The following is a 15,735-nucleotide window of genomic DNA, read 5'->3' as shown; positions in this document are numbered from 1 at the left end:
ACAGCCACCGACCAGCAAGACAGGCCCCTGACCCCTGTCCGTCAAGCGCCGCGATTGTCTCGCAAACGCCGGTATTTCTTGCGTTTTCCTTGCGGGGGCGAACTTGACAGGGTGTCAAGTTTGTCAAGTGATCCGCTCCCGCGCCGCATCGCCTTTGACACCTGCGCCGCGTGATTGCATGGCATGACCCAAGCCAAGGGAGAACCAGCATGAGCACCCGCGAATTCGACATCATCGTTTACGGCGCCACCGGCTACACCGGCCGCCTCGTCGCAGAATATCTCGCCAGCCACTATGGCAGCCGCGATGACGGCCCCAAATGGGCGATGGCGGGCCGCAGCCTTGCCAAGCTGGAGGAGGTCCGCGACCTGATCGGCGCGCCCGCTTCCACCCCGCTGGTGGTCGCCAATGCCGATGACGATGCCGACCTTGAAGCGATGTGCGCGCGGACCAAGGTCGTCCTCACCACCGTCGGCCCGTATCAGCTTTATGGCGACAAGCTGGTGGCGGCCTGCGTCAAGACCGGCACTGACTATGCCGACCTGTGCGGCGAACCGGCATGGATGGCGGCCAAGATCGCCGAGCATCAGGCCGCCGCCGAAGCGAGCGGCGCACGCATCTGTTTCTCGTCGGGGTTCGATTCCATCCCCTTCGATCTCGGCGTGATGATGACCCAGAAGGCTTGCGTCGAACGCTTCGGCAAGCCCGCTCCGCGCATCCGGGGCCGGGTCCGCGCGATGCAGGGGACGTTCTCTGGCGGGACGGCGGCGAGCCTCGGCGCGACCATGAAGGCGGCGGCCAAGGACGTCTCGATCATCAACGTGCTGCGCAATCCCTTTGCGCTCACGCCCGGTTTCGAGGGGCCGGACCAGCCCTCGGGCATGATCCCGAGCTATGAGGAGGATCTCGGCAAGTGGTCCGCGCCCTTCGTGATGGCGCCGATCAACACCAAGAATGTCCACCGCACCAATTTCCTGCTCGGCCACCCCTATGGCGCCGATTTCCAATATGACGAGATGATGCTGACCAGCCCCGGCGATGTCGGCAAGGCGGCGGCCAATGCGGCGGTGGAGTTCATGAAGAACCCCTTCGGCGCCAAACCGCCCAAGCCGGGCGAAGGGCCGACCAAGGAGGAGCGCGAGAACGGCTTTTATGACGTGGTGTTCGTGGCCGACATGGCTGATGGCCAGCGCCTGCAATATGGGGTCAAGGGCCGCTATGATCCGGGCTATGGCTCGACCAGCCGGATGCTGAGCGAGACCGGGATCGCGCTGCTGTCTTGCACCAAGCCGGGCGGGGTGGGGACGCCGGGCAGCTTCCTTGGCGAAGATCTCGTCAAGCGGCTGGAAGAACACGCCGAACTGACCTTTGCGGTCGAGGACTGATCGGGCGGGCATGAAAAAAGGGGCAGCCGGACACCAGACATATCTGGCCGACTGCCCCTGATTGCGACCCTCGCCAGAAGCGGGATGCGGAGAGACTCAGAAGCTCAGGCGCACGCTCGCGCGGAAGTTGCGGCCGAGCAGCGGCACGAAGTCCCGGGTGAAGCTCGCATGGCGGCGGCCGTTGACATCGAAGATGTTGTCGGCCGCGATCTGCACGGTGACGTTGCGGTTGTCCGCCAGCGGACGCCAGGCGATCAGCGCGTTGACCAGGGTGAAGCTTTCGGTCGGGGTTTCGAAGCCGGTGACGCGGTTCTGATCGTCGAACCACTGCACTTCGCCGCGCACGTCGAAGGCATCGGTCTGGGCTTCCAGCGCACCGAGCAGGCTCAGCGGCGGGATGCGCGGAACGGCGGTGCCATCGGCCAGTTCGGCCTCGACATAGGAGGCGCGCAGGTCGGTCAGCAGGCGGAAGCTGCCGGTGTCGATGATCGGGTAGTTGAGTTCTGCCTCAAAGCCCCAGAAGTCGGCATCTTGCTGGAGATACTGAAACACCGGCAGGTCATCTTCTTCCAGACCGGTTTCTTCAAGGAAGATGAAGTTGTCGAACCACTGCTTGTAGGCCGTAAGGTTGAACGTACCGGCACCGATCTTGCCGCGGGCATAGGCTTCAAGGCCCCAGGCGCGCTCGGTCCGCAGGTCGGCATCACCGATCTCGAAGGCCTGCGTGGCGATGTGCGGGCCGTCCGAGAACAGCTCCTCGGCCGAGGGCGCACGTTCGGCGCGTGAACCGTTGATCCCGATGCGTACGCCGTCGATGCCCTGATAGACCACGCCCAGTGCGCCGGAGAACGTCTCGTAATCGCGGGCAATGCCCAGCGTCTGCGCCTCGACATCGGTGAACTCTGCGCGGGCGGCGGCTTCGATCTGGATCGGGCCGGTGCCGAATTCCTGCAGCGTGAAGATGGCAAGCTGATCGGTCAGGTTCGGCGGAACATAGGCTTCGGCGCCCACGGCGCTGAAATCGCGGTGAAGGTACTGAATGCCGGTCGAACCGCGCAGCATCCCGCTTGCCTTCTGCACCAGTTCGGCGCGGGCTTCTACGCTGGTGCTGTCGAACACCGTGCCGACTTCGCCCGGCCCTTCGAATTCGGTGTGGGTGTAGTCGGAGTATCCGACCCGCAGCTTGAGCCGTTCAAACGCCCCGTCGCCGAGGTAGACATCGCCCTTGAAGTCGGCGCGGAACTGCTGGAGGTCGATACGGACGTTTTCTTCTTCCTTCTCCTCTTCTTCCTCGCCGTCACCGCCGTGCTCGTGCTTGAGGCCGGGACGCTTGATGACCCCGTAATTGGTGTCGTAATATCCGATCGATGCTCCGAAGGTGCTCTCACCAAGGATCAGGCCGAGCCCGGCATTGACTGTCCAGCTTTCGACATCGCTGTTGGGAATGAAGCCGCGCTGGCCTGCGGCCTCGCGGAATTCGGCGGCCTCGTCCGGCTCGCCGTCGGCGTCCTTTTCCGCCGCTTCCTCAAGCAGTTCGGCGCGCAGTTCGGGGGAGAGCTGGAAGCCGCCGATGTCGGCATTGCCGGTCTTGCGCCACGAGCCGTCGACATGAAACACCAGATTGTTGGTCAGGCCGACATCAAGGCTGGCCGCACCGGTCCGCAGATTGGTGGCGCTGTCGATCCCGGCAAAGCCGTCGAAGTGAAAGTCCTCATCCGGCATCCGCGTCGGGATGCGCTTGTCGATCACATTGACCGCGCCGCCGATTGCCTGGCTACCATAGAGCAGCACGGCCGGGCCGCGCAGCACTTCAATGCGTTCCACGGTGATCGGCTCGATGGAAGTGGCGTGGTCGACAGAGGTGTTCGAAACATCCGCCGTACCGACCCCGTCAACCAGCACGCGCACGCGCTCGCCCTGCTGACCGCGCAGCACCGGACGCGAGGAGCCAGGGGCAAAGCTGGTGGCCGATACGCCCGGCAGCTTCGTCAGCAGTTCCCCGATCTGGCCGGTTACGGCGTCGCGCTGAATTTCACGCACTTCGAGCACGCTGGTGCCGGCGAGCACGTCCAGTTCCTTCAGGCCCGAGGCACTAACGATGATATTGCCCTGATCATCGGCCTGACGGTTGTGGAGATCATCCTCCACCGCTGCGCCTGCGGCAGGTTGCTGTGCGACGGCTTCAGCTTCGGCGTTTTCGGCGAGGGCCGGTGTAGCCGTGACGACAAGCCCCAAGGCGCTGGCGAGTGCCAAGCGAGAGGATGCGAGGCGGATAGTGGTGTTGATCATGGGTGTTCCCGTTGGTCTGTTGACGCGCTATGTATGAGATAACGTATCACGCGCCTAGCGTCCTGTGCGATGAATGCAAGCGCAAATCTGGCGGATGGCGATGACAGGTCGACGGACGGCGGCGAAGCGCCAGACAGGATTGCCCACGTCGGGCCTGTGTATGACGATGTCGAGAATAATGGAGCGGGCGAAGGGATTCGAACCCTCGACCCCAACCTTGGCAAGGTTGTGCTCTACCCCTGAGCTACGCCCGCTCACTGGCGCTGACAGAAAGGGCTGAATCGCCGCGTTCCTGCCGGAGAGGCGGCGCGATTAGCAGCGACGTTCACACCCTGCAAGCGCAAAATTGGCGCGATTGGGGGTTGATCGCATATGGTTTGACCGCCAGCACAATCGCGCGCTTCACATCCGCGCAGCACGCCCCACATTGGGGCAAAAGGCGCCCCGGACAGGGCAGACACAGCAGGAGCATACATCTTGGCCAGCATGGGTTTGAGCATCGATGAACAGAAGGCGGTCGACCGGTTCCGCAAGACGGTGGTCGAGCCTTCGCAGACGAAGCTCGTCATCCTCGATTTCTGGGCCGAATGGTGCGGGCCGTGCAAGGCATTGACCCCGGTGCTGGAAAAGGTCGCCGCCGACTACGCCGACAAGGGCGTGGTGCTGGCGAAAATCAACGTCGACGAGGAGCAATTCATTGCCGCGCAGTTTCAGGTGCGCTCGATCCCGACGGTCTATGCCATGTTCCAGGGCCAGCCGATTGCCGATCTGACCAATGCCCGCAGCGAATCGCAATTGAAGGGGATTCTCGACCAGCTGCTTGGCCAGTTGCCGGTCGAAGGCGGTGTGATGCCGCCCGACGCGTCCGGCGCGCCGCAGGGGCCTTCGCCCGAAGAGCTGGCTCAGTTCGTCAAGCTGGGCGAAGAAGCGCTGTCTGCCGGCGATGCGCAGCGCGCGGCGGGCATCTTTGCGCAGATCACCGAATTTGCCGAGGGCAATGCACCTGCCCATGCGGGGCTCGTGCGCGCGCTGCTGCAGTTGGGCGAAGTCGATCAGGCGCGGCAGGTCATGGAGGTGATCGATTCAGATCCGCGCCTTGCCACCGATCCCGCGATTGCCCCGGCCCGCTCTGCGCTGGAGCTTGCCGGAACCCGTGTCGACGATGGTGAGCTTGCGGCCCTGCGCGCTGCTGCTGCGGCTGACCCGGCCAACATGGACGCCCAGTTCGCCTTGGCCGAGGCTGCCTTTGCCGCAGGCGCGCGCGACGAGGCGGCCGACACGCTGCTCGCCATGATTACCGCCGACCGCGAATGGAACGAGGGGGCGGCCAGGGCGAGGCTGCTCAAGATCTTCGAGGCGACCGGGCTGGAGGACGAATGGGTGGTCGGCGTCCGCCGCCGTCTTTCCCGCGTATTGTTCGGATGACGAAACGCCTTGCCATCTTCCCGCTGACGGGCGCGGTGCTGTTTCCGGGGATGCAGCTGCCGCTCCATATCTTCGAGCCGCGTTACCGCGCGATGGTGGCCGATGCGCTGATCCGCGACCGCCAGATCGCGATGATCCAGCCGCAGCGCCCGGTGGAAGGCGCGCCGCTCTACAAGGTCGGCTGCGTCGGACGGATCGGCGAGATTCAGGCGATGGATGACGGCCGCTACAACCTCATCCTCGAAGGCGCCGCGCGTTTCCGGCTGGTGCGCGAGCTTGATGTGACCACGGCCTATCGCCAGATCGAGGCCGAGGTCTATGACGAGGACGAGGACGAAACCCTGTCCCACGCCCAGCGCGGCGGCTTTGAGCGTGAGGCGCGGGCTTTCGCGGATGCGCAGGGCTATTCGGTCGACTGGGACTCGGTCGGGCGGCTTGATGATCGCTCGCTCATCAATGGCGTATCGCAGATCGCGCCCTTCGATCCGGCCAGCAAGCAGGCCTTGCTGGAGGCCGAGACGCTGGAGGATCGCTGCGAGTTGCTGGTGCAGCTGATGCAGTTCTATGGCCGCCACGACGGCGGCGAGGAAATCGTCACCCTGCAATAGGGGGCGATTTCCGCTGCCGGAGGTGCTGTCCGTCCCGACACGCGAGACGGACAGCGACCATGCCCGGAAGGCCTATCCGCCCTTGCGGCTGGCCTCGGCCGCTTCGATCACCGCATCATCCCACGTCACGCGGGTCTGGGTCTGCGGGTTGAAGCGGTTGTCTTCATACTTCGCAGCCTTGGCGGCGGCGATCTCGGCCTCGGTCAGGTGTTCGCTCGGGGCGAGGGCGAAAACATCGATCCCGCGGCTGATCTCGGTGCCGTAGATGTGGCCCTTGTACCAGTAGACCGACCAGTAGCCGCCCAGCACCATCTGCTTGGAATCGATCGGCCCGCGATCGAAATAGGCGATTTCCTTCGGATTGGCGCTGTCGGTGAAGTCCATCACCGAAAGGCCGCCCTGATACCATGCCTGCGCGAACAGATCGCGGCCCGGCACCGGGATGATCGAGCCGTTGTGGGCGACGCAGTTCTCCTTGTCGGATTGCGGCGCGGGCATCTTGTAGTGGGCGCGGAACACCAGCTTGCCATCGACGATGTCATAGACCGCATTGGCGCCCCAGGTCTTGGGGTCGGACGCCTTGCAGCGCGGCCGCCCGCCGCCGCCCCATTCGTCGGTGAAGATCACCTTGGTGCCGTCATTGTTGAAGGTCGCCGAGTGCCAATAGGCGAAGGTGGTGTCAGTCACCGCATCAATGCGCTTTGGATTGAGCGGGTCGGCAATGTCGAACAGAATGCCGTTGCCCGAACACGCGCCTGCCGCGATCTTGAGTGCGGGGAACACGGTGATGTCGTGGCAGTGATCCGTCGGCGAGGTACGCTGGGTGCCATCGCCGTGATCACCGCCGCGCCACAGACCCGCGATCTCGCCGGTCTCGGTATCGGCAAAGACGCGCGGGCTCTTGATGATGCGTGACTTGGAGGGATCGGCCAGCGGGATCTCGATCACATCGACCGAGAACAGCGCGGTGCGGGTATCGCCGGGGCGACCGCTGATGCAGCCTGCCAGTTCCTCTTCCTCGCGGATGCCAGCCGTGCCTGAATTGTAGACGATCAGGCGCGTATCGTCGGCGCTGACGATCGAGTGCGTGTGGCTCCCCCGACAGGTCTGCACCCCGCCAACCTGACGCGGACGCGCGAGATCGGAAATGTCGAAGATGCGCAGGCCGCGGAAGCGTTCTTCCGAGACCTTGCCCGGCGCGCCGTCCAGCCCGCAGTCAATACGGCCACGGGTTTGCTCGACACTCATGACCAGGATGTTGCCGACCACGGAGACATCGCCCTGCCCGCCGGGGCAGACGACCGAGCTCATCAGGTTCGGCACGCCGTCAAGCCCCAGCTTGTAGATGTTGAACCCGTGGTACGAACCCGCCACCATCACGTCGTCGAAGAAAGCAATGTCGGTATTGGCGAAGTCGAGCAGCGGGGAACGTTCGGCGAATTTGGTGAGATCGTCCTCCTCGTCGCGTGCCGGCGTGGCGGCGGCATCGGCCTCGCCTTCTGCCGGAGCGGGAGCGGGCGTCGCCTCTTCCTTGGGCTCGTTCTTCTTGTCGTCTTTGCCCTTCTTGGGCGGCACCGGCGGGCGCAGGTCGGCCGGGTTGGCGGGGTTGAAGAAGCCTGCGGGCTTGGGCAGGCTGGCGACCTTGACGAGGTTGAGGATCGCTTCCCCGGCATTGTCATGCCCGGCGGCAAGCCCGCTGCGCGGATCGTCCGACAGGCCCGCCAGCAGCTTGTCCATCCGCTCGATCTCGCCGGTCTGTTCGGAATCGATGTCGCCGACAAACTGGTAGAGCACCGGGTCGGCGGCTGTGCCGTCTTCATCGAGCAGCTTTTCGACCATGTCGACCGCGCCTTCGTGGTGAGCGATCATCAGGGTGAGGAACTGCCGATCAAACTCCACGCCGTTCGCGGCGGCGAGCGCCTTCATCTGATCGGGGCTCGCCATGCCGGCCATCATGTGATGCATATGCGCGCCGTGGCCCTTCATCTTCGGGTCTTCGAGCGGCTCGCCGCGTTCCTTCAGCCATGTTTCCATGAAGGCGATTTCGTCTGCCTGACTGGCTTCGATCCGTCCGGCGATCTGCACGAGTTCCTCGGTGTTGGTGCGATCCTTGACCAGCATCGCCATGTCGAGCGCCTGACGGTGGTGGACGATCATGTGCTGCATGAAGGTGACGTCCGATGCGGTGTAGCTCGCCTGCGCCAGTTTGGTCGCCTGTTCGGCGGTCAGCGTTTTCGAGGCCTGACCAGGCGCGCCGGGCTGGACGATCTGCGCGCCTTGCGGCGTGCTTTGCGCGTAGGCGATGCCCGATGCGGACAGGAGCAAGGCGGCAAGGGCAGCGCGCGAACAGCGCTGGGAGGCGAGAACGGTCATGGGAGTCCCTCTGTTGGAATGCTTGACGCCCAGACTGCCGCCCTGCGCCGGGCAGTCAAGCCCGGCCGTTCGCCTGCAAGACGGCATTCGACGAAACCGCTATTCCGGTCGAGCAGGCGCATGACAGGCCGGATTCTGGCCCTGTCGTGCAGCGCGCACCTTTCACCGCACGCGGCAAAATGAGGGGTTGTCGCGGCGAATCGGGTGTGGATAAGTGCTGCATTAAGCCCGCCGCAACCCTGATGGAGTAGCTTGTCAGCATGGCACGCCCCCGCATTTTTCCCCGCCGGCTCCTTGGTCTGGTCACTGGCTTTGCTGCTTCGTTTGCGGTTGCGGCCAGCCCTGCCGCGGCCAGCCAGGAGGAATTGCAGGCGAGCTTCGACAGCGCATTCGGCACGCAGGCGCGCAACCCGCAGAGCTTTGATGCGATCTACGCTTCAAGCTTCGAACAGCGCATCGCCGAACTCGCCAATCCGGCCATGGGCCGCATCGGTGTTGCCGCAATCGACCTTGCCACCGGCGAGGAAGTCATGGTGCTGGGCGATCAGCTGTTTCCGATGGCATCGACCAGCAAGGTTGCGGTCGCTGCGACCTATCTCGAGCTGGTCGAGAAGGGCCGCTATTCGCTGACCTCGGAATTCCCGCTGCTGCTGCCGGTGCGCTCGGCCAAGTTCTCATCCGCCCGCGCCCCCGTGCGCGAAGGGCAGTACATGCAGGCGATCGACCTCATTGAGATCATGATCACCCGCTCGTCCAACCCGGCCACTGATGCGCTGCTGGCGGCGGTGGGCGGGCCTGCCGCGGTCAATGACTGGATGCGCCGTCAGGGCATCAACCAGTTCTCGATCAACCGCGACATCGCGACACTGGTGCGCGACGATGGGGAATATAACCCCGCGACCCACATCGACAGCCGCGATGCCGCTACCCCGCGCGCAATGGCGCAGCTGCTGGCCGGGCTCTATCGCGGCGAATACCTCTCCGATCAGAGCCGCCAGGTGCTGCTTGGCGCGATGAGCCGCACGGTGACGGGCAAGCGCCGCATCCCGGCGCATATCCCGCTGGAAGCGCGGGTAAGCCACAAGACCGGTTCGCTCAACAACACTTCCAGCGATGTCGGGCTGATCGAATGTCCCGATGGCCGGGTGATTGCGGTGGCGATCTATGTGACGGGGCAGGGCACCAAGCTCGCCCGCGAGGAACGCATCGCCGCTATCGCCCGCGCGCTGTATGACGGCTTTGCCGCAAGAGCGCAGTCCAACCCGACGCGCAACTGGGTGAGCGCTCCTTACGCCACCGGCGGCTGATCGGTTTCTCGCGCGTCACGCAGGCAACGAAAAAGGGCGGCGCCTTGCGGCACCGCCCCTTTTTTTGGCCAAGCCCGCCTGAGCGGGCCGACGCCGTCCGATTACTCGGCAGCAGCGGCAGCAGCAGCTTCGGCGGTTTCGGCAGCCTTGTCGGCAGCTTCGGTCGCGGCGTCAGCGGCTTCGGTCGCAGCAGCTTCGGTAGCTTCAGCAGCGTCGGCAGCGCCTTCAACGGCAGCGTCAGCAGCGCCTTCGGCTTCGGCAGCCATGGCGTCGACGGCTTCGCCGGCTTCGGTTTCAGCGGTTTCGCTGCAAGCGGCGAGGCCCAGAGCCGAGGTGGCGATGGCGGCGGCGAGAATGATCTTGCGCATGGTATGAAATCCTTTCGAAATCCTGGTGCGTCTGCGAATGACACGCCCCCCCTTCCAGAAGAGCGCCGAGACCGGTCTCTGCGTCCGGTTCGGGCCGTTGAATAGGCATGGAAAAGCCTCAACACAAGAGGAAATAAGGCGCAGCGCCCCAATTCTGCCGCATTTTCGCCACATTTGCCACAGCAGGAATAGCCAGCCCCCGCCTGCGCCAAACCCCTACCCGCAGCGCGCGGTGCCTGCTAGCAGGCGGCATGGCCGATAAGAACCACCTCTATCTCGTCGATGGCTCCAGCTACATCTTCCGGGCCTATCACCGCCTGCCGCCGCTGACGAACCCGCAAGGCACGCCGGTCGGGGCCGTCTATGGCTACACGACGATGCTGTGGAAGCTGGCGGCCGATCTCGATGCCGCCGATGGGCCGACGCATCTGGCGGTGATCCTCGATGCCAGCGGCGAGAGCTTCAGGAACGGGATTTACGAGCATTACAAGGCCAACCGCCCCGAGCCGCCCGAGGATCTTGTCCCGCAATTCCCGCTGATCCGTGACGCCACCCGTGCCTTCAGCCTGCCCTGTATCGAAGTGCCGGGGCTGGAGGCGGACGACCTCATCGCCACCTATGCCCGCCGCGCGCAGGAACAGGGCTGGGACGTTACCATCGTCAGCTCTGACAAAGACCTGATGCAGCTGATCTCGGAAGTGGACGGCGCCCGGATCGACATGCTCGATACCATGAAAAACCAGCGCATCTGGTTGCCCGAGGTCGAGGAGAAGTTTGGCGTTGGCCCTGAACTTGTCGGCGATGTGCTGGCGCTGATGGGAGATGCGGTCGATAATGTGCCGGGGATTTTCGGGATCGGGCCGAAGACGGCCTCCAAGCTGATCGCCGAACACGGCTCGCTGACCGCCGCGCTCGATGCCGCGCCGGGGATGAAGGCGAGCAAGCTCAAGGAACGCCTGATAGAAGGGCGCGGTGATGCCGAGCTTTCCAAAGTCCTCGTTACGCTGAAAGAGGACTGCGACCTCCCCCAGCCTCTGGAGGAGATGAAGCTTGGCCCCGTCCCGCCGGGGCCGCTCGCCGCTTTCCTTGAGGAGCATGGCTTCACTTCCCTGTTGCGGCGTCTGGATGCGGGGGCGGGCAGCCCAGCGCGCTCGACTGATCTCAACCCGCCCAAGCCCAGCACCGCCGGCGCGAACGGCAGTGCCGAGGCGAACCGCCAGCCCCTCCCCGATTTTCCCGCCGTCGATCACGCCGCCTACGAGACGGTGCAGACGCGCGAACGGCTCGAAGCCTGGGTCGCCCGCGCCCGCGCGGCGCAGGCTGTCGCGGTCGATACCGAGACGAGTTCATTGGATGCGATCCGCGCCGATCTCGTCGGCGTCAGCCTCGCGCTCGGCCCCAATGATGCCTGCTACATCCCGTTGGCTCATGGCGGCGACGACATGTTCGCGCAAAAGCCGCAGCAGGTGTCGCTGGCCGATGCGATCGCGCTGCTCAAGCCGCTGCTGGAAGATGAGGCCGTTCTCAAGATTTTCCAGAACGGCAAGTATGACCTCAACGTGCTTGCCCGGCAGGGCATCGCAGTCAGCCCCATCGACGATACCATGGTGATCAGCTTCGCGCTCGACGCCGGGCGGGGCGAGGAAGGCATGGGAGGCGGCCACGGGATGGACGAGCTGTCCCAGCGCCACCTCGGCCACACCCCGATCCCGTTCAAGGAACTGTGCGGCACCGGCAAGAAGGCGATTTCCTTCGCCGAAGTGCCGCTCGACCGCGCGACGGCCTACGCCGCCGAGGATGCGGATGTCACCTGGCGGCTGCACGCTCACCTGAAGCCGCGCCTGTCGGTCGAGGGCGGGAGCCGGATCTATGAACGCGTCGACCGCCCGCTGATCCCGGTGGTCGCCCGCATGGAGCGCGAAGGCATCAAGGTTGACCGCGCGCGACTGGCCAAGCTGTCGGAGGAATTCGCGGTCGAGATCGGGCGGTTGGAGGGCGAAATCCACGCCCTTGCCGGACAGGAATTCACTGTCGGCAGCCCCAAGCAGCTGGGCGAAATCCTGTTCGACAAGCTCGGCTACAAGGGCGGCAAGAAGGGCAAGAGCGGGCAATATTCGACGGATGTGTCGGTGCTGGAAAAGCTGGCCGTGGAGGAAGGTGCGCCCATTGCCCGCAAGGTGCTCGAATGGCGGCAACTGGCGAAGCTCAAGTCGACCTATACCGATGCGCTTCAGGAAGCGATCAACCCGGATACCGGGCGGGTTCACACCAGCTACAGCCTTGTCGGTGCGCAGACCGGTCGCCTGTCCTCGACCGATCCGAATCTGCAGAATATTCCGGTGCGCACCGCAATCGGCCGCCAGATCCGCGAGGCCTTCGTGCCCGAGCCCGGCAATGTGCTGCTGGCGGCGGACTATTCGCAGATCGAACTTCGGCTTGCCGCGCATATGGCAGGGGTCGATACGCTCAAGCAGGCTTTTGCCAATGGCGAGGACATCCACGCCCGCACCGCGACCGAGATGTTCGGCGAAGTCACCCGCGACACCCGTGCGCGGGCCAAGACGATCAACTTCGCAATCCTTTATGGCATCAGTCGCTGGGGTCTGGCGGGTCGTCTGGAAGTCACGCCAGAGGAAGCGCAGGCGATGATCGACACCTATTTCCAGCGCTTTCCGGGCATCCAGCGCTATATTCACGAGACGCTCGAAAGCGTGCGGGCAAAAGGCTATTCGGAAACCCTGTTCGGCCGCAAGACGTGGTTCCCGCGGATCAATTCCAAGAACCAAGCCGAACGGCAGGGGTCAGAACGCGCAGCGATCAACGCGCCGATTCAGGGCACCAGCGCGGACATCATCAAGCGCGCGATGGCGCGGATGCTTCCGGCGCTGTCGGATGCGGGCCTCGATGATGTGCGGATGCTGTTGCAAGTGCACGACGAATTGGTGTTCGAACTGCCCGAAGCCCGCGTCGAAGCGGCCACCCCGATCATTCGGCAGGTGATGGCCGAGGCGGCCTTGCCTGCTGTGGAGCTGACGGTGCCTTTGGGCGTGGAAATCGGCACCGGGCTGAGCTGGGACGCGGCACACTAGACCAGAGCGGGGTCAGGTCGCTCCAGACCCTTCTCTGGCCGCGGTTAGACCCGTCTCTGCGCGCCTTCGCACTGCCTTGGCGAGCCACAAATCGCACACGCCGCGCGCATGTTTCACGTGAAACAATCGGCGAGCGTCAATCGTGCTTCTTCTCCCGGGTCGGGGTCAGCATGTCGGGCGAGAGGAACCCGATCGGCTGCACCGCCGCCGCGCGTTTCTTCAGTTCGCCGCGCATCTTGAGGTATTCGCTCTCCATCTCCGGCGTCACCGTGGCGCGCGAATCCTTGAGCGCGGTGTCGAAATCGCGGGCCTCGACCGCGCGCACCTCGCCGCCCACCCGGCGCAGCGCTGCAAGGCCGGCGCGGCGCACCAAATCTTCAAGATCGGCCCCGGTGAAGCGTTCGGTCTGGGCCGCAATCCCAGCCAGATCGACATCGTCCCCGAGCGGCATCTTGCCGGTGTGGATGCCCAGAATATGCTCGCGACCCGCCTTGTCGGGGGTGCCGACATAGACCAGCTCGTCGAAGCGGCCGGGGCGCAGCAGTGCCGGATCGACCAGCGTCGGCCGGTTGGTCGCGCCGATTACCACCACCGATTGCAGCTCTTCCAGCCCGTCCATCTCGGCAAGGATGGTGTTGACCACGCGGCCCGTGACCTGCGGTTCGCCCTGACCTGACCCGCGCGCGGGGACGAGGCTGTCGATCTCATCGATGAACACCACGCAGGGCGCCACCGCGCGGGCGCGCGCGAACAGCCGGGCGATCTGCTGCTCGCTCTCGCCATACCACTTGGACAGCAAGTCGCTGGATTTCATCGAGATAAAGTTCGCCTCGGCCTCCTTGGCAACCGCCTTCGCGAGCAGCGTCTTGCCCGTTCCCGGCGGGCCATAGAGCAGGAAGCCCTTGGCCGGGCGGATGCCCAGGCGGCGGAAGGCGTCGGGGTTCTTGAGCGGGAGTTCGATCCCCTCTTTCAACTTGTCGATCGCCTCGCCCGCGCCGCCGATATCGTCCCATGCGACATTCGGCACCTGCACCATCACCTCCCGCATCGCGGAGGGCTGGACGCGCTTCAATGCCGAGAGAAAATCGTCGCGGGTCACGCAGAGATCTTCGAGCACTTCGGGCGGGATCGTGCGCTCATCGAGATCGAGGCGCGGCATGATCCGGCGTACGGCTTCAATCGCAGCTTCCCGCGCCAGAGCGGCGATGTCCGCCCCGACAAAGCCGTGCGTGACGCGGGCGAGTTCGTCGAGATCGACTGCGCTCTCCAGCGGCATCCCGCGGGTGTGGATCGCAAGGATTTCTCTCCGACCGCGCTGGTCGGGGACGCCGATCACGATCTCGCGGTCGAAGCGGCCCGGACGGCGCAATGCCTCGTCGATGGCGTCGGGGCGGTTGGTGGCGGCGATCACCACGAGGTTGGCGCGCTTTTCCAGCCCGTCCATGAGGGTGAGCAGCTGGGCGACGAGACGTTTCTCCGCCTCGCCCGGCACCTGAGTGCGCTTGGGGGCGATCGAATCGATCTCGTCGATGAAGATGATGGCGGGCGCGGCGCGGGTCGCTTCCTCGAACACTTCGCGCAGGCGCTTTTCGCTTTCGCCATAGCCCGAGCCCATGATTTCCGGGCCATTGATGGTGAAGAATTCGGCGTCGCTTTCATTGGCGACCGCCTGCGCGAGGCGGGTCTTGCCCGTGCCCGGCGGGCCGTGAAGCAGCACGCCCTTGGGCGGCTCGACCCCGAGGCGGATGAATAGTTCGGGGTAACGTAGGGGGAGTTCCACCATCTCGCGCAAGGCCCGGATGGTTTCCTCCATCCCGCCGACATCGTCATAGTTGACGACCGCCCGCCCATCGCGCGGCTCCTCGAACTCGGCGCGCAGTTCGACTTCGGTATTCTCGTCGATGTGGACGATACCCTTGGGGGTGGTCGAGGCGACAGTGAGGCGGATCTGCGTGAGCGCATAAGCGGGCGCGCGCAGCAGCTGGCGCACGTCGGCCGGCATGTTCTGCACCGGCTGCTGCCCGGTGGTGGCGACCAGATCGCCAGCGACCAGTGGGCGGCGGAAGAAATTCCGCTTCAGCGCCTGGGTCGGCCCCTGAAGGCGCATCTCGCGCTGGGCCGGGGCGAAGACCACGCGGGTGGCAGGGCGGGATTCGCCGCGGGCGATCTCGACATGCTCGCCCGAGCCGCCATGCGCATTGCCGCGCTGGAGCCCGTCGAGCCGGACGACATCAAGCGCATCGTCTTCAGGGTAGGCGGCCATGGCGATGGCGGCGGTGACGCGCTTGCCGCGGATTTCGACCACATCGCCCTCGGTGATGCCAAGCTTCTGGAACGCGGAACGCGGCATGCGGGCAATACCAGCCCCCGATTCCTCCTGGCGGGCAGGTGCGACCTGAAGCCGGACTGTGCGGGCTGTGGCGGCGGTTTCGGCGTCGGCCATCGGGCAATCCCTGTGAAGCTGTGGTTAGCGTGTCTGAACCGATAGCTAGGAACCGCGAAAGACGAATGCAATCAGCGCTACGGGGTGCTGCCTGCGCATTCCGGACGTTCGTGCCGACAAGAAAAAAGCCCGGCAACGAGTGCCGGGCTGGAAAAGTTTGGGAGAGGATGCCTGAAAGGCAGGTTCTAAATGGCGCAGGTCGATCCTTTGTGCAAGTGCGAAAACACCAAAGTTTAGTGCAAAGAATGCAACTAATCCGCATAAATGTGCGATTTTGTGCGAAATCATGCAAATTTCTGCCCAAACTGGAGGCAGTCGCTCAAAGATTGGGCAGATTTTGGCCACAAGAAACTGTTGCGATGCAACATGAAAGGTGATTCGACTTTATGGCTCCGGATGGCGCACGCAGGCGTGACAGAGGCCGGGTAACGCTCTAATCACAGGCCCG

The 15,735-nt window shown here is 64.6% G+C and carries 9 protein-coding genes and 1 tRNA gene; 5 read left to right on the top strand and 5 right to left on the bottom strand.

Translation table 11 applies throughout. The features are described 5' to 3' along the window. Window positions 1–209 precede the first annotated feature (209 nt). Window positions 210–1,385, top strand: coding sequence for a saccharopine dehydrogenase family protein (locus tag CHX26_RS01785; RefSeq protein ID WP_104940903.1), 1,176 nt, complete (start codon window positions 210–212; stop codon window positions 1,383–1,385). A 96-nt stretch (window positions 1,386–1,481) separates the two neighbouring features. Here the strand turns inward: CHX26_RS01785 and CHX26_RS01780 are convergent, their stop codons facing one another. Both CHX26_RS01780 and CHX26_RS01775 read right to left on the bottom strand, forming a co-directional pair. Beyond that, complete coding sequence (locus tag CHX26_RS01780; protein WP_104940902.1) at window positions 1,482–3,674, bottom strand: TonB-dependent receptor; 2,193 nt, start codon at window positions 3,672–3,674, stop codon at window positions 1,482–1,484. A gap of 179 nt (window positions 3,675–3,853) precedes the next feature. After that, window positions 3,854–3,928 (bottom strand) — tRNA-Gly (locus CHX26_RS01775). A 232-nt stretch (window positions 3,929–4,160) separates the two neighbouring features. Here CHX26_RS01775 and CHX26_RS01770 point away from each other — a divergent pair. Both CHX26_RS01770 and CHX26_RS01765 read left to right on the top strand, forming a co-directional pair. Next, window positions 4,161–5,099 (top strand): tetratricopeptide repeat protein, encoded by a 939-nt coding sequence (locus tag CHX26_RS01770; protein ID WP_104940901.1) that lies wholly within the window; start codon window positions 4,161–4,163, stop codon window positions 5,097–5,099. After that, window positions 5,096–5,707: an LON peptidase substrate-binding domain-containing protein gene (locus tag CHX26_RS01765; protein WP_104940900.1), complete on the top strand. Its 612-nt coding sequence runs from the start codon at window positions 5,096–5,098 to the stop codon at window positions 5,705–5,707. The genes CHX26_RS01770 and CHX26_RS01765 overlap by 4 nt, the downstream gene beginning before the upstream one ends. A gap of 72 nt (window positions 5,708–5,779) precedes the next feature. Here CHX26_RS01765 and CHX26_RS01760 read toward each other — a convergent pair whose 3' ends face one another. Beyond that, window positions 5,780–8,080: a DUF305 domain-containing protein gene (locus CHX26_RS01760; RefSeq protein ID WP_104940899.1), complete on the bottom strand. Its 2,301-nt coding sequence runs from the start codon at window positions 8,078–8,080 to the stop codon at window positions 5,780–5,782. 260 nt (window positions 8,081–8,340) lie between these two features. On the opposite strand from CHX26_RS01760, the gene CHX26_RS01755 reads away from it, so the two are divergent. Then, on the top strand, window positions 8,341–9,387 hold the full coding sequence (locus CHX26_RS01755; RefSeq protein WP_104940898.1) for a serine hydrolase: 1,047 nt from the start codon (window positions 8,341–8,343) through the stop codon (window positions 9,385–9,387). A 101-nt stretch (window positions 9,388–9,488) separates the two neighbouring features. Here CHX26_RS01755 and CHX26_RS01750 read toward each other — a convergent pair whose 3' ends face one another. Next, window positions 9,489–9,755 (bottom strand): hypothetical protein, encoded by a 267-nt coding sequence (locus CHX26_RS01750; protein WP_104940897.1) that lies wholly within the window; start codon window positions 9,753–9,755, stop codon window positions 9,489–9,491. Window positions 9,756–10,006: 251 nt separating this feature from the next. Here CHX26_RS01750 and polA point away from each other — a divergent pair, with 251 nt between their 5' ends. Further along, a complete protein-coding gene (gene polA / locus CHX26_RS01745; RefSeq protein ID WP_104940896.1) occupies window positions 10,007–12,844 on the top strand; it encodes a DNA polymerase I in 2,838 nt (945 codons plus the stop codon). A 136-nt stretch (window positions 12,845–12,980) separates the two neighbouring features. On the opposite strand, the gene CHX26_RS01740 is transcribed toward polA, so the two are convergent. After that, window positions 12,981–15,287 (bottom strand): CDC48 family AAA ATPase, encoded by a 2,307-nt coding sequence (locus tag CHX26_RS01740; RefSeq protein ID WP_104940895.1) that lies wholly within the window; start codon window positions 15,285–15,287, stop codon window positions 12,981–12,983. Window positions 15,288–15,735: the final 448 nt, after the last annotated feature.

The sequence above is a fragment of the Porphyrobacter sp. HT-58-2 genome (assembly GCF_002952215.1).
Taxonomy (GTDB): Bacteria; Pseudomonadota; Alphaproteobacteria; order Sphingomonadales; family Sphingomonadaceae; genus Erythrobacter.
The sequence above is the reverse complement of the archived record's forward strand: the minus strand, read 5'-3'. Positions and strand labels throughout refer to the sequence as shown.